18 protein-coding genes are annotated in these 19532 nt (G+C 69.9%); 12 read left to right on the forward strand and 6 right to left on the reverse strand.

Annotated features, from left to right (window positions below; translation table 11 throughout):
• The 4 genes from B551_RS21010 to B551_RS21025 all read left to right on the forward strand — a co-directional run.
• Positions 1-781: methyl-accepting chemotaxis protein (locus B551_RS21010; protein ID WP_023264944.1), on the forward strand; the 781-nt coding region annotated here is incomplete at its 5' end.
• Positions 782-947: 166 nt separating this feature from the next.
• Entirely contained in the window at positions 948-2537 is a 1590-nt protein-coding gene (locus tag B551_RS21015; protein WP_023264945.1) for a class I adenylate-forming enzyme family protein, read from the forward strand.
• A gap of 47 nt (positions 2538-2584) precedes the next feature.
• Positions 2585-3445, forward strand: coding sequence for an IclR family transcriptional regulator (locus tag B551_RS21020; protein ID WP_052511448.1), 861 nt, complete (start codon positions 2585-2587; stop codon positions 3443-3445).
• Between the two features lie 200 nt (positions 3446-3645).
• Positions 3646-4716 carry a hypothetical protein gene (locus B551_RS21025; protein ID WP_006579405.1) on the forward strand — a complete coding sequence of 357 codons (1071 nt, stop codon included), beginning with the start codon at positions 3646-3648 and terminating at the stop codon, positions 4714-4716.
• On the opposite strand, the gene B551_RS21030 is transcribed toward B551_RS21025, so the two are convergent.
• Positions 4706-6439 carry a thiamine pyrophosphate-binding protein gene (locus B551_RS21030; RefSeq protein WP_023264946.1) on the reverse strand — a complete coding sequence of 578 codons (1734 nt, stop codon included), beginning with the start codon at positions 6437-6439 and terminating at the stop codon, positions 4706-4708. The two genes, B551_RS21025 and B551_RS21030, sit on opposite strands and share 11 nt — an antisense overlap.
• A gap of 376 nt (positions 6440-6815) precedes the next feature.
• On the opposite strand from B551_RS21030, the gene B551_RS21035 reads away from it, so the two are divergent.
• Both B551_RS21035 and B551_RS21040 read left to right on the forward strand, forming a co-directional pair.
• Positions 6816-7922, forward strand: a complete 1107-nt coding sequence (locus B551_RS21035) for a malate/lactate/ureidoglycolate dehydrogenase (RefSeq protein ID WP_023264947.1) — start codon at positions 6816-6818, stop codon at positions 7920-7922.
• Between the two features lie 71 nt (positions 7923-7993).
• Positions 7994-8362 carry a 5-carboxymethyl-2-hydroxymuconate Delta-isomerase gene (locus B551_RS21040; RefSeq protein ID WP_006580094.1) on the forward strand — a complete coding sequence of 123 codons (369 nt, stop codon included), beginning with the start codon at positions 7994-7996 and terminating at the stop codon, positions 8360-8362.
• 34 nt (positions 8363-8396) lie between these two features.
• Here the strand turns inward: B551_RS21040 and B551_RS21045 are convergent, their stop codons facing one another.
• From B551_RS21045 to B551_RS21055, 3 genes are read right to left on the reverse strand one after another with little or no spacing between them, the layout of a single operon-like run.
• The gene (locus tag B551_RS21045) at positions 8397-9746 is read right to left on the reverse strand and encodes a carboxylesterase (RefSeq protein WP_253281389.1); all 1350 of its coding nucleotides are present in this window, start codon (positions 9744-9746) and stop codon (positions 8397-8399) included.
• A 38-nt stretch (positions 9747-9784) separates the two neighbouring features.
• Positions 9785-11203, reverse strand: a complete 1419-nt coding sequence (locus B551_RS21050; RefSeq protein WP_006580092.1) for a heavy metal sensor histidine kinase — start codon at positions 11201-11203, stop codon at positions 9785-9787.
• Positions 11200-11883: a heavy metal response regulator transcription factor gene (locus tag B551_RS21055; protein ID WP_006580091.1), complete on the reverse strand. Its 684-nt coding sequence runs from the start codon at positions 11881-11883 to the stop codon at positions 11200-11202. The genes B551_RS21050 and B551_RS21055 overlap by 4 nt, the downstream gene beginning before the upstream one ends.
• Positions 11884-12288: 405 nt before the next feature.
• On the opposite strand from B551_RS21055, the gene B551_RS27175 reads away from it, so the two are divergent.
• Positions 12289-12675 (forward strand): hypothetical protein, encoded by a 387-nt coding sequence (locus B551_RS27175; RefSeq protein WP_253281390.1) that lies wholly within the window; start codon positions 12289-12291, stop codon positions 12673-12675.
• 188 nt (positions 12676-12863) lie between these two features.
• Here B551_RS27175 and B551_RS21065 read toward each other — a convergent pair whose 3' ends face one another.
• Both B551_RS21065 and B551_RS21070 read right to left on the reverse strand, forming a co-directional pair.
• Positions 12864-13307 (reverse strand): HU family DNA-binding protein, encoded by a 444-nt coding sequence (locus B551_RS21065; protein WP_023264950.1) that lies wholly within the window; start codon positions 13305-13307, stop codon positions 12864-12866.
• A 236-nt stretch (positions 13308-13543) separates the two neighbouring features.
• Entirely contained in the window at positions 13544-14041 is a 498-nt protein-coding gene (locus B551_RS21070; protein ID WP_006578717.1) for a DUF962 domain-containing protein, read from the reverse strand.
• Positions 14042-14250: 209 nt separating this feature from the next.
• On the opposite strand from B551_RS21070, the gene B551_RS21075 reads away from it, so the two are divergent.
• From B551_RS21075 to B551_RS21095, 5 genes are all read left to right on the forward strand, one after another.
• Complete coding sequence (locus tag B551_RS21075; RefSeq protein WP_006578716.1) at positions 14251-14994, forward strand: Crp/Fnr family transcriptional regulator; 744 nt, start codon at positions 14251-14253, stop codon at positions 14992-14994.
• Positions 14991-15860 carry an arylamine N-acetyltransferase gene (locus B551_RS21080; protein ID WP_253281391.1) on the forward strand — a complete coding sequence of 290 codons (870 nt, stop codon included), beginning with the start codon at positions 14991-14993 and terminating at the stop codon, positions 15858-15860. The genes B551_RS21075 and B551_RS21080 overlap by 4 nt, the downstream gene beginning before the upstream one ends.
• Positions 15861-16062: 202 nt before the next feature.
• Positions 16063-16827 carry an SDR family oxidoreductase gene (locus B551_RS21085; protein WP_023264952.1) on the forward strand — a complete coding sequence of 255 codons (765 nt, stop codon included), beginning with the start codon at positions 16063-16065 and terminating at the stop codon, positions 16825-16827.
• A gap of 22 nt (positions 16828-16849) precedes the next feature.
• Positions 16850-18661, forward strand: a complete 1812-nt coding sequence (locus B551_RS21090) for a class I adenylate-forming enzyme family protein (protein WP_023264953.1) — start codon at positions 16850-16852, stop codon at positions 18659-18661.
• A 44-nt stretch (positions 18662-18705) separates the two neighbouring features.
• Positions 18706-19532, forward strand: an 827-nt coding sequence (locus B551_RS21095) for a phosphatase PAP2 family protein (protein ID WP_253281392.1), incomplete at its 3' end; no start/stop codon positions are given.

The following is a 19532-nucleotide window of genomic DNA, read 5'->3' on the forward strand; positions in this document are numbered from 1 at the left end:
GATGCGCGACGCGCTGGCCGCGATGCTCGCGCGCATTCAATCGTCGGCGCGCCAGATCCACGGCGCCAGCGAGCAGATCGCCGCCGCCAATCGCGACCTGTCCGAACGCACCGGGCGTCAGCTGGCCGCGGTCGACGAGGCGGCCACCAGTATCGGCGAGCTGCGCGGGCTGGTCGAGCAGATCCACGTGCGCGCGCACGAGTCCAGCGCGATGGCCAGCCAGGCGCGCGACGCCGTCGGGACCGGCAGCGCGGTGGTGCGCAGCATGCGGGCGTCGATGGATGCGGTGCAGGCGCGCTCGCGCGACATCTCCGAGGTGGTGGGCGTGCTGCAGGGCATCGCCTTCCAGACCAATCTGCTGGCGCTGAACGCGGCGGTCGAAGCCGCGCGCGCAGGCGCCGCCGGCCGCGGTTTCGCCGTGGTCGCCAACGAAGTGCGCGCGCTGGCGCAGCGCAGCGCGCAGTCGGCCCGCGATATCGGCGGGCTGCTGGGCGAAGCCACCCGTGACATCGAGGCCGGCGCCAGCCTCAGCGGCGAGGTCGAACAAGCGATGGCGGCGATCGAGCAGGCGGTGGTGCGCAGCCATACGTTGGCGGAACGGCTCAATGGCCTGGCCGAGCGGCAGGCGGCGGGGATCGCGGTGGTCGACGGCGCGGTCGCGCGCCTTGACGGCACCAGCCGGCAGAACGCGGAACTGGTGACCACGGTGGCGCAGCAAGCCGAATCGCTGGACTGGCAGGCCGGCGAACTGGCGGCGGATGTGGGGCGCTTCCGCTTCTGAACCAGGCCACCGGGCGCCCACACCGCCAGTGAGCGGTGTGATCGCGGTAGTTCTGCAGTGCAGAACTACCATTCTGCATTGCGGTTGACGACGCCATCGAACGATGTAACCATCGCGGATAGACCAAGCCGGCCGCCGCGCCGGCAACGCCATTCCGGAGACTTCGATGAGCAGCACCTTCCGCGCCGATTCTGGCGCCGCTTCGTCCACCGCTTCGTCCACCGCTGTCACCGCCAGCCCGCCGTTCGTGCCGCCCTGCGCCCGACTGCACCAGGCCATCGCGCCCTGGGTAGCGGACCGTCCCGATGTCGTCGCGCTGATGGATGGCGAGCGCTCGATCCGCTATGGCGAACTGGACGGCGCGGTGCGCCAGACCGCGGCCACGCTCGCCAAGGCCGGCGTGCGGGGCGGGGACCGTGTGGTGCTGGTGACCGAGAACAGCGTCGGCTGCGCGGTACTGATCCTGGCCCTCAGCTCGCTCGATGCCTGGGCCATTCCGGTCAACGCCCGCCTGTCGGGGCGCGAGATCGACAACATCATCGAGCACGCGGGCGCCCGGCTGGCGCTGTATCTGGACAACGCCTACCCCGAAGCGCGCGAGCACGGCCTGGCGCGCGGCGCGCAGTGGGGCGAATGGCCGCATGTGGGCCGGCTGCTGATCGGCCAGCTGAACACCGAGGCGGTACCCGAACCGGTGCAGGCGGACGCGCGCGAGCAGGTTGCCGCGGTGATCTACACCACCGGCACCACGGGCGCGTCGAAAGGCGTGATGCTGACGCATTCGAACCTGATGTTCATCGGCCACAGCAACCGCGTGCAGGCGCGCGTGCAGCCCGGCGACCGCGTCTATGGCGTGCTGCCGATCTCCCACGTCTACGGCCTGTCGGTGCTGCTGGTCGGTCCGTTGTCCAACGGCGCCACGGTCTACTACGAGCCGCGCTTCCGTCCCGAGCGGCTGGCGCGCGCGCTGGTCGAGGAGAACCTGTCGGTGCTGCACGGCGTGCCGGCGATGTACGCCAAGCTGATCGAATGGGGCCGCAGCCAGCCCACGCCGCTGCGCGCGCCGGCGCTGCGCATGGCGCAATCGGGCGGCGCGCCGCTGACCGCCACGCTGAAGGCCGCCTTCGAACAGACCTTCGGCATCACGCTGCACAACGGCTATGGCATGACCGAAACGTCGCCGACCGTCAGCCAGACCCGCGTCGATGCGCCGCGCAGCGACTGTTCGGTGGGCCAGGCGGTGCCGGGCGTCGAGGTGCGGCTCGGCGATCCGCTGCCGGACGGCAGCGGCGAGCTGCTGGTGCGCGGCCCCAACGTGATGAAGGGCTACTACAAGCGCCCCGACCTGACCGCGCAGGCGATCGATGCCGACGGCTGGCTGCATACGGGCGACCTGGCCAGGATCGACGCCGACGGCGCCATTTCCATCGTCGGCCGCTCGAAGGAAATCATCATCCATTCAGGGTTCAACGTGTATCCCGAGGAAGTCGAGCAATCGATCAACGCCTACCCGGCGGTCGTGCAGTCGGCCGTGGTCGGGCGTGCGGTCGAGGGCAACGAGGAGGTGATCGCGTTCGTCGAGCTCCGCGCCGGCATGACGCTCGATCCGGCTGCCCTGAAGGCCTTCCTGCGCGAACGGCTGTCGCCGTACAAGATCCCGGCGGACATCAAGGTGGTCGCGCAATTGCCGGCCGCGCCGTCGGGCAAGATCCTGAAGGCCCGGCTGCGCGCGATGCTGGCGGCCGGCGAGTTTTGAGCCCGGACCCGGGAACCATCATGGCGAGCGACGATCAGGCGCACGGAATGCCAGCCGCCTCGGTGGACGAGGCCGAAGCCGGCCGGGCTGGCCCCGGCGACGATGCGCCTCGCCACAAGGAGGACCGCCACTTCGTCACCGCGCTGGCGCGCGGCCTCGATGTGCTGGCCTGCTTCCGCGGTTTCGACGCGCAACTGGGCAATGCAGAACTGGCGCAGCGCTGCGGCCTGCCCAAGTCGACCGTGTCGCGGCTGACCCATACGCTGACCGAGCTCGGCTATCTGCGCCTGGAGCCGGACGCCGGCAAATACCGCCTGGGCAGTTCGGCGCTGGCCCTGGCGCCGACCGCCCGCGAAGGCGCCGATGTGCTGGCGGTGGCGCGGCCGCACATGCAGCGCCTGGCCGATCTTTCGCAGGGCGTCGCCTCGCTGATCCTGCGCGACCGCGGCCGCATGCTGATCTTCGAGAACTGCCAGGCCGAGAGCTATCTGACCCTGCGGGTGGCCGTCGGCACGCGCATCTCGGGCCTGACCACCGCCGCGGGCCGCGCCTATCTGCAGGCGCTGCCGCCCGCCGATGCACAGCAGGCGCTGGCCGCATTCCGCGCCAACGACGCGCTGTCCGAGGCCGAGGCGCAGGCGGTGCTCGCGCGCAGCCGCGACGAGGTCCGGCGCATCGGCTGCACCAGCTCGTTCGGCGAATGGCTGCCGGACATCAATTCGATCGCGGCCGCCTTCCATCCGGGGCCCGCGCTGCCGCCGATGACGTTGAGCTGCAGCGGCCCCAACGCGGTCGTGCCGCCGCGGCATCTGCTCGACGTGGTCCGTCCGGTGCTGATCGAATGCGTCGCGCGTATCGAACGCGAACTGGGCGGCAGCGCAAGAACGGACAGCACGCCGCGGCGCTGAGCGGCGGCAGGCAAGCGGCCAGCGTCGAGCGGTCTGCCGTTTGCCACACTGACCGCACCAAATTCGCAAGCATGCCGGCAGCTCGCCGCCATGATTCCGGTGTCCCGCAAATCGATCTGCCCCGCCTGGCGGGCGTGGCCGATCGAAAGCGGCAATCCACGGCCGCGCGCCGCCGCGGCCTTCACCGGACCGACCCTCGCATGCCCACCCTGCTCTGCTGTGCGCGCCGCTTCCATGCGGCGCACTATCCGACCCCACGCGATTTCTTCGACGCCGTCGCCAAGGGCACCGACGAACGCACACTGCGGCGGATCGTCGTGGAACGCGCTCCGTTCTTCGTCGGCGGCCGGGGCTACAGGCTCGTCGTGGAGAATGCCGGACGCCCAGACGAAGGCGGGCCCGCCGACATCCGGCTGGAGCGCAACTGGCGCGAATTCGGCTGGTTCCGTCGCATCGTGCTGACGCTGCTGAGCTGCGTCGTGCCGCGCGACAGGCAGCGCTGCGAGCGCCCCACTCGCGGTCAATTTTCGGCGATGTCGTACACCATCGCGCGGCTGCGACAGGGGGCCAGCGTCGCCGTGCCCGTTGTGCCGCGTCCCCGGGACGCGCCGGCGCAGGCGGTGGAGCCGGAAACCTGCGCCGCGGAACCGCGACCGCCGATTTCTGCGGTGCTGACGCCCGAAGCCGGCCGCGCAAGGATCAGGTTGTTGCTCGAGCGCATCGACAAGGCCAACTGTTGCAAGCTGTTCGCGAACAAGGCGAAGTGGTGCAAGGTCGTTCGCTCGATCGCCGGCAACGACCCGCCGGAGTGCCACGACGTCGTCGCTGCAACGGTGCTGGCGCAGATGGCGGCCGTGGTCACCTACCTGCGTCGCCACCGCACGGGGAACGCGTCGGCCTATGCCGAGGTGATGGGCATCCTGCAGGCGCTGCACGACGCGGCCGAAGCCAACGACGACAGGCTCGCCGACCTTGCCGCTCGCCTGACCGCCGTATGGAAGCAGCACTGGTGGCGCGGCGAGATTCCGCGGTATTCGGCGTTCGCCGCCTTCCGGCTGCCCGGCGCCGTGGCCCGGCGCATCGGCGCCTTCCTGCGCGCCGACTCGCTGCTCTTCGGCAATGAACTATGCACGCTGGAGCTGCGCGACCGCCAGATCAAGCGTCTGATCGCCGCCGCGTCGGCAAAGCCGGCTCCCGCCGTCCCTGCCGACGGCGCCGACAGCGCCGCCCCCGCCGTCGGTCCGGCGGCCTCCTCGGCTGCTAGGGCTTGAGCCGCATCGCCGGCGTGATCTGCCGCGGGTCGGTGCACAGTTCGAGCAGCGCCGGCCTGCCGGCGGCACAGGCGCGCGCGAACGCGTCGGCAAACCCGTCGGCGCTGGTCAGCCGTTCCGCCCAGGCCCCACAGGCCTGGGCCAGCGCGACGAAATCCGGATTGACGATGCCGGTGCCACTGACGCGGCCCGGATAGCGCCGCTCCTGATGCATGCGAATCGTGCCGTACATGCCGTTGTTCACCACCAGCACCACCACATTGGCGCCCACCGCGGCCGCGGTGGTCAGTTCCTGCGGATACATCTGGAAGCAGCCGTCGCCCGCGAAGCAGACCACGGTGCGTTCGGGGTGGCGCAGTTTCGCCGAGATCGCGGCCGGCAGCCCGTAGCCCATCGCGCCGCAGGTCGGCGCCAGCTGGGTGCGCGGCCGGCGATAGGCGAAGTAGCGATGCAGCCAGACCGCATAGTTGCCGGCACCATTGGTGACGATCGCATCGTCCGGCAGCGTGCGGTTCAGATGATCAACGACCGCGGTCATGTCGACACCGGTGGCATCGGCGTGCGGCGCGGCCGGAGCGACGAAGCCTTGATGATCGGCGCGCGCCGCGGCGGTCCATTCGCGCCAGCGGACGGTGCTCGGTGCCGGCATGCCCGCCAGCATCGCGGCCCCGGGACCGATGCCGGCGTGGATCGCCAGCTCGGGCTGGTACACCCGGCCCAGCTCCGCCGCATCGGCATGGATATGCACCAGCCGCTGGCGCGGCCGCGGCGGCTCGAGCAGCGTATAGCCGTCGGTCGCGACATCGCCGAGCCGCGTGCCGAAGGCCACGATCAGATCGGCACCGCGCACGCGTTCGGCCAGCCGCGGATTGACGCCCAGGCTCAGATGGCCGACGTAGTGCGGATCGCGATTGTCGAGCACGTCCTGACGGCGGAAGGCGCAGGCCACCGGCAGATCCCACGCATGCACGAAGCGCGCGAACGCGGCCGCGTCCTCGTCGCGCCAGTTGGCGCCGCCGGCGATCACCAGCGGACGCTGCGCGGCGGCCAGCAGCCCGGCCAGCGTGGCGGCATCCGCGGCCGAAGGCGAGGCGACCACGGGCCGATACGCGCCGGTGTCGCGGCAGACGGCATCGCCATCGAGCACATCTTCGGGCAGCGCCAGTACCACCGGCCCGGGACGGCCAGAGGTCGCGACCTGGAAGGCGCGCGCGACCAGTTCGGGAATGCGCGCCGGGTCGTCGATTTCGGCGACCCATTTCGCCATGCCGCCGAACATCGCCGCGTAATCGACTTCCTGGAAGGCCTCCCTGCCGCGCTGCTCGCGGCCGATCTGCCCGACGAACAGGATCATCGGCGTCGAATCCTGCGCGGCAATATGGACGCCGACGCTGGCATGCGTGGCGCCGGGCCCGCGCGTGACAAAGCAGATGCCGGGGCGGCCGGTCAGCTTGCCGTCGGCCTCGGCCATATTGGCGGCCGCGCCTTCGTGCTTGCAGACGATCAGGTCGATCGCGGGCTGATCGTGCAGCGCGTCCAGCACGTCGAGAAAGCTCTCGCCCGGCACGCAGAACACGCGCTCGGCGCCGTGGATGCGCAGCGCATCGACCAGGATGCGGCCGCCGCTGCGTGGCGGGAGGGGCTGCGTGGCGGCGGCAGGATCGGGAGAACCAGGAGAACTGACAGACAGGGACGAACGGAGATCGGCGGTAGGCTGGGTCATCGGCGGGCTCATCGAATCGACATCGGAAACGGAGGCGGCTGCGGCTGCGGCACCGGCACCGGCACCGGCACCGGCACCGGCACCGGCAGCGAAGGCAGCGGCATCGGAACGGGTGCCCCTGCGTCGCCCCATTGTGCAGGCGAACGCCAAACAGGGAACGAGACAGGACCGATTATCGCGCCAAAATTCCGGACCGCCGCGGCGCACCGCCGCCCCGGGCAATGGCCGCGGGGCCGCACGGCGCTTATCATGGCTGGCCGCCGCGGGCCAAGCCAATGCCGGCTCCAATCGGAACGGCAATGACTACCGGCAACGAACGCGGGGAACGAACCCCGGGAGCGAACCCGGGCGACAACAGAACGACGAGAGCGAGACGATGAACGACGCGAAGACCGAACTCCTGCTTCCGACCGCGGACCTGCACCGATGGGTCGCCGAGCTCTGGCTGGCCGCGGGCTCCGGCGCACGCGAGGCAACGCTGACCGCGGACCACCTGGTCGGCGCCAACCTGAGCGGGCACGACTCGCATGGTGTCGGCATGATCCCGAAGTACGTGCTGTCCTGGCAGGCCGGCGAGCTGCAGCTGAACCGCCAGGTCAGCGTGGTGCAGCAGGCGGGCAGCCTGCTGAGCCTCGATGGCAATCGCGGCATGGGACAGGCGGTGACCGAGCAGGCCATGGCGATGGCGATCGACCGTGCGCGCGAGCATGGCGTGTGCGTGATGGGACTGCGCCATTCGCATCATCTGGGCCGCGTCGGCCATTGGGCCGAGCAGGCCTGCGCGGCCGGCATGATCTCGATCCACTTCGTCAACGTGTTGTCCAAGCCGATCGTCGCGCCGCATGGCGGCTACGAGGCGCGCTATGGCACCAACCCGTTCACCATCGGCGTGCCGGTGCCCGGCGCGCCGCCGCTGGTGCTCGACTTCGCCACCAGCGCGATCGCATTGGGCAAGGTCCGCGTCGCCCACAACAAGGGCGTGCCGGTGCCGCCCGGCTGCCTCGTCGATGCCGAGGGCCGCCCCACCACCGATGCCGGCGTGATGTATCCCGCGGACGGCGGGGCGCGCGGCGCGCTGCTCGGCTTTGGCGAGCACAAGGGCTACGGGCTGGCGATGATGTGCGAACTGCTGGGCGCCGCGGTGACCGGCGGCCATACCATCCGCCCAGAGACGCTGACGCACCGCCACGCGGTCTGGAACAATATGCTGGCGATCGTGTTCGATCCGGCCAGGCTGGCCGACAGCACCGCGTTCGGCCACGAGGTGCAGGCCTTCGTCGACTGGGTGCGCGCGTCGCGCCAGCAGCCCGGCTGCGATGCGATCCTGCTGCCGGGCGAACCCGAACGCGAGGCGCGCCGCCGCCGTGCCGAAGCCATCCCGATCGACGCCGGCACGCTGGCCGAGCTCGACGATGCGGCCGCGCGGGTCGACACTGCGACCGGGCGGTCGCCGGGACCGCTGTCGCGGCTATGCAGGCGCTGACGCCAGCCGCCATTCCACTTCCCGCGCCATGTTCGCGCTGTCTTTTTTCTCTCTACTCCACGGAGCCCCCGATGCCCCATCTCGTCATTGAAATCACCGAAAACGCACGCCTGAACTGCTCGCCCGAGGAACTGCTGGACCAGGCCAACGCCGCGCTGCTGGCCTCCGGGCAATTCCAGGAACCCGATATCAAGTCGCGTTGCATCACGCTGGAGACCTATCGCCAGGGCACCGAACCGGTCGAGCGCGCCTTCGTCCATGGCCGGCTGTCGATTCTCGATGGCCGCGATGTCGCGACGCGGCAGGCGCTGGGCCAGGCGGTCTGCGAGGTGCTCGCCGAAGCGGTGCGCTCGGGTGCAAACAACACGCCGGTGCAGATCAGCGTCGAGGTGCGCGAGATGGAGCGGGCCAGCTATGCGAAGCAGGTGATCGGCGGCTGAAGACGTCTTCCGCCACGATGGCCGGCTGCGTCCGCTATTGCGATGTCGTCGCGGATGCGGCCGACGGCGCCGCCGCGGATGGGGTTGCCGCGGCCGTCGTTGGCGCGAGCCCCGGCACCGGCGCAGCGCTACCGTCCAGCCCCAGCACCGACAACATCACGCCGGTCTGCCACGCGAAATACGGGTTGTAGGTCAGCCGCGCGTGCACCTTGCCGGGCTCACGATAGCCCCAGTCCGAGTACCAGACCTCGCCGCCGTCGACACAGCGCCGGTACTCGGCCGGCTCCTGCCCGTTCAGGCAAAGCCGCAGCGATCCCTGCCGGCCATAGAGCGGATTGGCATCGGAAAACAGCACGCCCATGTGCGAGAACTGGCTGATGCGTTCGGCCGGCAGGCGGTCGGGGCGGACCAGCACGCGGCCCGCGCCGGCATTGGGCACGGCATCGGCACTGGCACTGGCACTGGCATTGACAACGGCATCGGCGCCTGCGTTGCCCTCGCCCGCCCCATACCAGATCAGCCGGCTCGCCGGATGCGTGAAGCGCGTGCCGAACACTTGCCTCACGTAGTGCGAGTCGACCACCGAATCGTGCTCGGCGACGATCAGCAGCGCCGGCTTGTCGTAAGGCCGCGCGTTCAGCGCGGCGCGCGCCGCGACATTGCTGCGGTAGTACTGCGCGAAGCCGTTGGTCGGCGTGTTCAGGTAGCGGACCGGCGTCTGCTGCGGGCGATCGTCTCCGGTCGACAGCAGCCACGGCACCACCGGCGCGAGCCACGGCGTCAGCCACTCCCACCGGCTGCCGGAGCGCAGCGCCGGCGATACCAGCAGCAGCCCGGCGACCTCGGGGTGCGCCTGCGCATAGTCCAGCACCAGATTGGCGCCGGTGGAAAAGCCGCCCAGATACAGCGGCCCCTCGCCGACGGTGTCCCGCAGCGCCGCGGCCTGCTCGCGCAGCACGCGCTGCCAGTCTTCCAGCGTGACGCCCATCAGGTCCGCCGGCGCGGTGCCATGGCCGGGCAGCAGTACCGTACGCACCAGCAGCCCGCGCTCGGCCAGCCGCGGTGCGATATCGACGAAGGACCACGGCGAATCGCCGAGCCCGTGCACCAGCAGCGCGCCACCCCGAGGGGTGCCGGCCGGGCGCCATTCGCGCGGCAGATTCCATTCGGTCTCGGCGCGCATGTCGGCCGACACATAGCGGCGCCGGCCTTCCAGCGCGGCCAGCGCTTCCGCGCGATGGGCGGCGAAGGTCGGTGCGATCGAAGGCCGCGGCGCCACCGCGTCGTGCCGCGCGGTGACGCTGCAGGCCGAAGCGAGCACGATCAGCCCGGCGGCGACCGGGATCATCGCGGCGGTCCCGAGGCGGCGGACACGGTTTGCCATGCGCACGCTGCGCGGCGTGCGCCCGCTTTCCCCGCCGATCATGCCGTGGCCGCCTGTGTCAGCGCCGGCAGGCTGTCGGAAGTCGGCGCCTGCGGCGGCAGCGCCGGCAGCGTCAGGCCGATGCAGACCACGCCGCGCGACTGGCGCGCGAACACGGCGCCGCCATGCATCGTCGCGATCGCCTTGACGATGGCGAGGCCAAGTCCGTGGTTCTGGCGGCTGTCGGCGCGCGCGCTGTCGACGCGGTAGAAGCGGTCGAACAGGCGGTCCATCTGCGCGGTCGACAGCGGGTCGGCCTCGTTGCGCACCGCGATCGTCACCGCGCCGGCATCGTCGCCGATCTCGACCGCGACCGGCCGGCCGCGCAGGCCATGCTGCAGCGCATTGCCCAGCAGATTGGTGATCGCCCGCTGCAGCAGCGAGGCGTTGACGCGGGCACGGGCGTCGCCGACGATCTCCAGCGTCGCGCCGGCGTCCTCGAACAGCATGTCGAGAAAGTCCGCGCTGCGCCGCACCTCATGCGCGACCGACACCTCGACCAGGTCGCGCGCGAGCGCGCCGCGGTCCGACTGCGCCAGAAACAGCATGTCGACGACGATGCGGCCGAGCCGCTCCAGGTCCTCCAGGTTCGACTGCAGGATGTCCTCGAGCTCGCGCACGCTGCGCGGGCGCGACAGCGCCACCTGGGTCTGGCCGATCACGTTGCCGAGCGGCGTGCGCAGTTCGTGCGCGACATCGGCGTTGAACGCCGACAGTTGCACGTAGGCGCGTTCGAGCTTGTCGAGCGCGCCATTGAAGGCCAGCACCAGTCCCGAGAGTTCGGCCGGCAGGTCGGTATCGGGCAGCCGCTCGAGCTTGCGCGGATTGAGCTCGCCGGCATGGCGCGACAGCGCCTCGATCGGCGCCAGCCCGACCTTGGCGATGCGCCAGCCGAGCACCGCCACCGCGAGCACGCCGAGCGCCGAGCAGACGATCAGCGCGATGCCCAGCGCGCGGCTGGTCTGGTAGAACGGCGCCTGGTCGACCGCCACCACCAGCGCCAGCGCCGGGCGCTCGTCCAGCGCGGGAATGATCCGCTTGAGCATCAGGAAGCTGCGGTCGTCGAACTGCACCGTCCAGACGTCCGGCGCACGCTGCTCGGTCACCGCGTCGCGCGGGAACGGCTTGCCGAAGCGGAAGCGCGGGTCCGGCGTGTCGACGAAGTAGCGCAGGCTGTCGTCCTCCGGCGTCATGCCGGTCAGCACCGCGCCGAAGCGCTCCCATTGCGGCTGCGTGCCGTAGTGCGCCGCCTTCGGGCCGATCAGCTGGAAGCGCGCCTCGAGCTCCTCGAGCTGGCGCTTCTCGAGCTCGACGCACTGGACGTAATACATCACGAAGCCGGTGACCGAGAACACCAGCGCCGCCGCGAGGGCGAACATCGCGGCCAGCCGCGTGGCGATCGAACGGCGGCGGCTCACGCGACCTCCTCGGCGCGGCATTCGAGCACATAGCCCATGCCGCGGATGGTATGCAGCAGCTTGGGCTCGCCCGGCCAGTCGAGCTTGGCGCGCAGCCGCTTGATCGCGACCTCGACCACATTGGTATTGCAGTCGAAGCTGATGTCCCAGACCAGTTCGGTGATCGCGGTCTTCGACACGATCTGCGACTGGCGCCGCGCCAGCACCGACAGCAGCGTGAATTCGCGCGCGCTCAGGTCTAGCCGCCGGGTGCCGCGCATCGCGCGCCGCGACAGCAGGTCGATGCGCAGGTCGCCGACTGTCAGCTGCGACGGCTCGCTCTGTCGGCCGCGGCGGGTCAGCACGTTCAGGCGGGCCAGCAGCTCGAGGAAGGAGAATGGCTTGGCCAGGTAGTCGTCGGCGCCGGCATCGAAGGCATTGAGCCGGTCGTCCAGGTCGTCGCGCGCGGTCAGCATGATGACCGGCGTCTGCTGCTCGCGCCGCAGCGACTTGAGCATCGATACGCCGTCGAGGTCGGGCAGCATCACGTCGAGCACGATCGCATCGTAGGGCTCGGTACAGGCCATATGCAGGCCGTCGACGCCGTTGGTCGCGGTGTCGACCACATAGCCGTTTTCCGACAGTCCACGGCGCAGATAGTCGACGGTCTTGATCTCGTCCTCTACCAACAACAGTTTCATGGGTCCGGCCCTCCCGTATCCGGAAAACTCGCGGAAAACTCGCGGAACAATTCGGCGGCAAGTTCGCGGCAAAGTCGTTGTCCGCAATGTCCGCGCCAACGGCGCGGCGCTGCCATTTCCGGACTATAGGTGAAAGCCGCCGGCTGAACCTGTCAGCGTTGTCAGCTTGCGGCCGCGGCGGCCGGCGCTGTCCGCCCCGACCTTTCCGCCGCGACCTTTCCGCCCCAAACCTTTCCGCTGTCACCTGCCCTGCACCGCGCCGCCCGCATCCTGACGCAATTGTCAGGCTGGCGTCACCGACGCGTCCGGCCCGGTTCGTAGACTGCTAACCGTGCTTGGCCAAGCCGTCTCCCCTCGTCAAGGTTCCAAGAACCGCCCCGGATCCCAATCTGAAGGAGTGTTGCCATGACTCGACCGACACCAATCGCCGTTCCTCACCGATCTTCCGGCGCCCCGCCCCGTCCGCGTCCGCCGCTGGCGGCGCAGCGGCTGCGTGCATTGCGCCAGCGCTGGCAGGCGCGCCGCCGCGCGATGCTGGCCGCGCTGCTGCCCACCGTCGCGATGATGGTCGGCGCGACCGTCTCGCTGTCGGCCAAGGCCGCCCCGCGCAGCGCCGATCCGTACACGGACGGCGCGCGCAGCGCGACGCAGAAGTTCGATGTGTTCACCGAAGGCGCCAACCGGCTGGGCCCGCGCGACAGCTTCACGCAAGGCGGCCATGCCCCCGACCATCGCGATCGCTTCAGTGACGGCGCGCATACGCAGCAAATGCCGGGCGACCATAGCGCCTGAGGCCGACAGTACGCGGCCCCCGCCCTGCTTGCCGCGAACGGTGGGTGGGGCAAATGCCTGGCGGTTAATTGCAAACAGCAAAGACGTCGTGCCGTAACGCGCCAATGAAAAAGGGAGCCGCAAGTGGCTCCCTTCTTCACTGCCTGCCGCGTCAGGCGTTTGCCCGTCGCGGCCACGTCGATGACGGATTACAGCGCAGCGTCCTTCAGCTTCTTCAGCGGACGGACCTTGACCTTGACGCTGGCCGGCTTGGCCGGGAACCAGCGCTCTTCGCCAGTGAACGGGTCCTTGCCGAAGCGCTTCTTCTTCGCCGGCACTTGTTGCGCGGTGATCTTCAGCAGGCCGGGCAGCGTGAATTCGCCGGCGCCCTTCTTGTGCAGCGCGCTGACGATGGTGTTTTCCAGATGGGCGAGCACCGTCTTCACGGCCTTCGGCTCGACTTGCGTCTGCGCGACCAGGTGAGCGACCAGGCTGGATTTATTGAAGGTGTCCTTCAGCGGACGCGGGGTTGCGGTTGCGGGCGCAGCGGCCTTCTTCGCGGCAGCCTTCACGGGCGCCTTGGTTGCCGGTGCCTTCTTGGTCGCGGCGGTCTTGGTTGCAGCTTTCGCGGTCGATTTCGCTTTGGTCGCCATATTGGTCAGATAGAGTTGAACGGTTGGCGCCGCAAACCCCGCGAAAACAGCGTACGGCTGCGGCGGCCACCGAATCATAGCGGAAAGTGACGCATTTCCAAGGGGGTTTGGCCCGTTACCCCCCTGAAACCCCGTAAAAACCCGGTGAAAAGTCCGTCTATCTGTCGCGCCGATGCATCGACGCATGGGCGTGGCATCGCGCGGCATCGCTTCGGCCAGGCCGATGCGATGGCGATTCAATGCGCGTGCGCATCCATCCGTTCGCGCGTATCGCGTGCCAGTCCCAGCGCGAACGCCGTCTCGGCGACCAGGAACAGCGGCCCGATCAGCAGCCCGACCAGGTCGTCGACGAAGGCCGGCTTGCGCCCTTCGTAGTAGTGGCCGACGAACTGGATGACCCAGCCAAGCACGAACAGCCCGATGCCGATCGCCAGCCAGGCGCCCGTCGACAACTCGCCGATCCGATGGCCGACGTAGACGAACAGCGCAAGGATCACCGTCATCGCGATGCCAAAGCCGGCCGACAGCCGCAGATAGAACAGGCACGACAGCAGGTAGACCACGATGGCCGGGGTCAGCACCGCGGCGCCGTCGCCGAGCGGGACCTGCGGCCGCGCCAGCAGCGTCGTGACCGCGAGCACGATCATCGGGATGCCGACGAAGTGCGTCGCCACGTTGCGGCGGTCGCGGTGATAGGCAGCGTATTGGGATAGATGGTCGACCAGCGTTTTCATGGCGTCTCCTGCTGTCTGCGGACATTGCGAACGGCATGCCGTGGCGCGTTGCGAGCGGTTCCGGCCCGGCACGATCGATTTATAGTAATGGGCACGCCAGGCGCGGTCTGTCCGAATTTTGACAGTCCGGCTTTCGTCGCTGGCCCCACCGACGCACCTCGGCCTCGGCTCGAACGTTGCGCTGCGTCGCGAAGACGATGGAGACCACCATGGGCATCCCGACCCTCGCCTGCCCCACGCGCGACACCGCCGATGCCGCCGATGCGCTCGCCCCGCTACGCACCGGAAGCTGGTTCCGCGGCCTGCCCGCGGACATGCGCGCGGCGCTGCTCGACGGCGGCACGGTACGCCGGCTCGAACCGGGCGAGGTGCTGTTGCAGCGCGGCGATCCCTTCGACGGCCTGTACGCGGTGATCGCCGGCGCGGTGCTGGTGCATGCGCACGATGCCGGCGGCAAGGCCGCGCTGCTCGGCCTGCTCGAGGCCGGGGCATGGTTCGGCGAGATCTGCCTGTTCGACGGACTGCTGCGCACGCACGACGCCCGCGCGGCCACGCGTGCCGCGGTCTGGCACGTGCCGCGCGGGCGGCTCGACACGATGCTCGCCGCGCAGCCGGCGTGGTGGCGCGAATTCGGCAAGCTGCTGGCCGGCAAGACGCGCGAGGCGTTCCGCTATGTCGAGGAGGCCCAGTTGCTGCCGCCGCTGGCGCGCACGGCGCGCCGGCTCGCGGCCATCGCGCGATCCTATGGCGACACGAGCGCCGCCGCGGAAGATCGAATGCGCCAAGCCCATCGCTCGATCCATCTGCCGCAGGAACAGCTGGCCCAGATGCTTGGCCTGTCCCGGCAGACCGTCAACCATGCGCTGCGCGAACTGGAGGCGCGCGGCCTGCTGCGGCTGCGCTATGCCGATATCGAACTGCTCGACCTGTCGACCCTGGAGACCTTGACGTGACCACACCGGTAAACCCATCCGCCCAGCCGGCCCTGGACGGCGCCCGGCTCGACGCCTATCTGGATCGCATCGGCCTGCAACAACGTCCGGCACCCAGCCTCGAGGCGCTCGACGCGATCGTCGCCGCCCATCTGCGGCGCATCCCGTTCGAGAACATCGACGTGCTGCTCGGCCGGCCGATCGACATCGCGCTCGACGCGGTGTTCGACAAGCTGGTGACACGCGAACGCGGGGGCTACTGCTTCGAGCACAACACGCTGCTGGCCGCCGCGCTGACCGCGCTCGGCTTCGAGGCGATGCCGCTGGCCGCGCGCGTGCGCTACGGCATCGACGAAGGCGTGCCGACGCCGCAGTCGCATCTGCTGCTGCGGGTACGCGTCGCCCATCGCGACTACATCGCCGACGTCGGCTTCGGCGGCCCGAATCCACCGTGCGCGCTGCCACTGTCCGAGCCGGCGCCGGAAACGCTGCCGTTCCGGCTGGTCGGCGCGCCCTCGAGCGCGCCCTCGAGCGGCGCCTATCATCTGCTCGATCTCGAGTTGAAGACCGAGCACGGCTGGACCAAGCTCTATCGCTTCGACCTGTCGCCGCAGGCCTGGATCGACTACGCCGCGCGCAACTGGTACGTCTGCACCCACCCGGACAGCGTCTTCCTGCACCGGCTGATGGCCGCGCGCACCGACGGTGCAGTCCGCCTGACGATGACCAACGGCGAGCTGACCGAACGCGATGCCGATGGCGCGAGCCGCCACGTGCGGCTCGAAACGCCGGAGCAGATCGTCGCCACGCTGCGCGAACGGATCGGCGTGCGCCTGGACGACGAGACGGCGGCGGGCTTGCGCGAGTGGCTGGCGCGGCAAGGGTAAGGCGTGCCGGCGCACACCATGCACGCCGTGAATCCCCCGCAGAAAGAATGCTGATAAGGGCCGCGGAACGTGTGCCGCCCTGTGGACGCGGCCAGACCCACCGACCATAATGTGCCGATCGCCGCCGCCCTGGCATCGCGGGGCGCGGCGCCACGCCAACATCAGAATCCACCGGAAAACGGGATCGGTAGAGGAGACACCCATGTCATTGTTCGATCTGAGCGGCAAGGTCGCCATCGTCACCGGCTCTTCGCGCGGCATCGGCCGCGCGATCGCCGAGCAGATGGCGGTCCAGGGCGCCAAGGTGGTCATTTCGTCGCGCAAGGCCGAGGCTTGCCAGGAAGTGGTCGACGCCATCAACGCGAAGCACGGCGACGGCACCGCGATCGCCGTGCCGGCCAATATCTCTTCCAAGAGCGATCTGCAGCATCTGGTCGACGAGACCAACCGCGTGTTCGGCAAGATCGACGTGCTGGTCTGCAATGCCGCGTCCAACCCCTACTACGGTCCGATGGGCGGGGTCACCGACGAGCAGTTCCGCAAGGTGCTCGACAACAACGTGATCTCGAACCACTGGCTGATCCAGATGGTCGCGCCGCAGATGATCGATCGCAAGGACGGCTCGATCATCATCGTGTCGTCGATCGGCGGCCTGCGCGGCTCGCCGACCATCGGCGTCTACAACATCTCGAAGGCGGCGGACTTCCAGCTCGCGCGCAACCTCGCGGTCGAGTTCGGCCCGCACAATGTGCGCGTCAACTGCATCGCCCCGGGCCTGATCAAGACCGACTTCGCCCGCGCGCTGTGGGAAGACCCGGTGCGCTACAAGCAGTCGACCGAAAACGCGCCGCTGCGCCGCATCGGCGAACCGGTCGAGATCGCCGGCGCGGCGGTCTACCTGGCGTCGAGCGCCAGCTCCTTCATGACCGGCCAGGCGCTGGTGGTCGACGGCGGCGTGACGATCTGAGCGGCGTCACGCTCGCCGTCCGATGGCAACGCCGACCCGCAGTCCACAGGGCAGCGCCGACGGTAGTTCGCCGGCCTGGCCGGCGAACTCGCTGGCCGAAGCCCATGCCCGCCTGACCGCTCCGGGCGCACCGTTCGAAACCGAGGTGCGCGAAATCCGCGGCATGCCGACCACGGTGTGGAAGCACGCACCGCCTACGCTGCGCGACCTGTTCCTGCAGGCCCGCGCGCGGGGCGAGCGCACCTTCGTCGTCTACGAGGACCAGCGCGTCTCCTATGCCGGCTTTGCCCGCGCGGCGCTCGCGATCGCGCATGCGCTGATCGAGGACGGCGTGCGTCCCGGCGATCGCGTCGCGGTGGCGATGCGCAATCTCCCCGAATGGCCCGCCGCGTTCTACGGCGCGCTGCTGACCGGCGCCATCGCGACGCCGCTGAACGCGTGGTGGACCGGCCCCGAGCTGCAATACGGCCTGACCGATTCCGGCTGCAAGGTCGCGATCGTCGACGACGAGCGGCTCGAGCGGCTGCGTCCGCATCTGGCCGACTGCCCCGCGCTGCTGCGCATCCATGTCTGCCGCGGCGGCGGGGATGGCGCGGATTGCGGCCATGACACCATGGCGCGGGATGCCGACCCGCGCGTGGTACCGCTGGAGCGGACCACCCGCGACGTGATGGCCTGGGACCGGCTGCCGGAGCTGCCGCTGCCCGACGTCGCGATCGATCCCGACGACGACGCCACGCTGTTCTATACGTCCGGCACCACCGGCAAGCCCAAGGGCGCCATCGGCACGCACCGCAATGCGACGACGGTGGCCTTCTGCGGCGGCTTCGGCCCGGCGCGCAATTTCCTGCGCCGCGGCCAGCCGATCCCCGAACCCGACCCGCTGGCACCGCAGAAATCCACGCTGCTGTCGGTGCCCTTTTTCCATGTGACCGGCTGCATGTCGGTGCTGAACGGCGCGCTGCACGCCGGCAGCAAGATCGTGCTGATGCGCCGCTGGGACGCGCTGCGCGCGATGGCGCTGATCGAGCGCGAGCGCTGCACGGTGGCCGGCGGCGTGCCGACCATCGCCTGGCAGCTGGTCGAGCATCCCGAGCGCGAGCGCTTCGACCTGTCCTCGCTGGAGAGCGTCAACTACGGCGGCGCGCCGGCCTCTCCCGAGCTGGTTCGCCGCATCGTCGAGGTGTTTCCGAAGTCGATGCCCGGCATCGGCTGGGGCATGACCGAGACCTCGGCGACCTTCACCAGCCACAACGCCGAGGAATACCTGCATCGGCCCGACAGCAGCGGCCCCGCGCTGCCGATCGGCGAGATGAAGGTCGTCGACGGCCGCGGCCGCGCGCTGCCGCCCGGCGAGGTCGGCGAGCTGATGGTGCGCGGCGCCAATGTCGTGCGCGGCTACTGGAACAAGCCCGAGGCCACCGCCAGCACCTTCGTCGACGGCTGGCTGCGCACCGGCGATATCGCGCGGCTGGACGAGGAAGGCTTCCTCTATATCGTCGATCGCGCCAAGGACATGCTGATCCGCGGCGGCGAGAACATCTACTGCATCGAGGTCGAGAGCGCGCTGTACGCGCATCCGGCCGTGATGGACGCGGCGCTGGTCGGCATTCCGCATCGCACGCTGGGCGAGGAGCCGGGCGCGGTGGTCGGCGTCAAGCCGGGCGCCAGCGTCACGGAGGCCGAGCTGCAGGCCTTCGTCGCGCAGCGGCTGGCGGCGTTCAAGGTGCCAGTGCGCGTGATCGTGCGTAGCGAGACGCTGCCGCGCAATGCCAACGGCAAGATCCTGAAGTCGGAGCTGCGCAAGCTGTTCGACGACGGCGCCAACGCCTGACCGCGGGCAACGCCCGATCTCACGACAACCGGGAGCAATCCATCTTGGCCTCAGCCCCTTCGTCCCCCCGCGCCGCCTGGCGCGGCGCCCTGTCCGTACTTGCCGTCGCCGCCGCCCTGGCGGGCGCGGCCGCTTGCGCCAGCCATGCCCCCATCAGCCGGGCCGGCGACGTGCCGGAACTGCGGCCGGGCGTCCTCGCCGGCTATCTGCCCGCGGACCAGCGTCCCGACAGCCTGCGCCTGGTGCCGCCACCGCCGGCGGCTGGCTCGGCGGCGCTTGCCGCCGACGAGGAAGCGGCGCGCGCGAACCTGGCCAAGGCGGGCAGCCCACGCTGGCAGGTCGCCGTCGAAGATGCCAATCTGAAATTCCCGCAGGCCGCCGAGACGTTCTCCTGCACACTGGGCGTGCCGATCAACGAACGCGATACGCCGCAGCTCTATCTGCTGCTGCGGCGCAGCCTGGTCGACGCCGGCCTGTCGACCTATCGCGCCAAGGACCACTACCGGCGCCAGCGTCCGTTTCTCGTCAACCATCTGCCAACCTGCTCCCCGGACGAGATCGACAAGCTGTCCAAGGACGGCTCTTACCCGTCCGGCCACAACGCGGCCGGCTGGGCCTGGGCGCTGATCCTGACCGAGGTCGACCCCGAGCGCGCCGACGCGATTCTCGCGCGCGGGCTCGCCTACGGCCAGAGCCGCCTGGCCTGCAACGTGCACTGGCAGAGCGATGCGAACCAGGGCCGCATCATGGGCGCCGCGACGGTGGCGCGCCTGCATGCCGATCCAACCTTCCGTGCGGATCTTGCCGCGGCGCGCGGCGAGGTGGCGGCCGCCCGGGCCAAGGGCCTGAAGCCCACGCGCGACTGCGCGGC

Origin of the sequence: Cupriavidus sp. HPC(L) (assembly GCF_000307735.3) — a bacterium.
Classification (GTDB): domain Bacteria; phylum Pseudomonadota; class Gammaproteobacteria; order Burkholderiales; family Burkholderiaceae; genus Cupriavidus.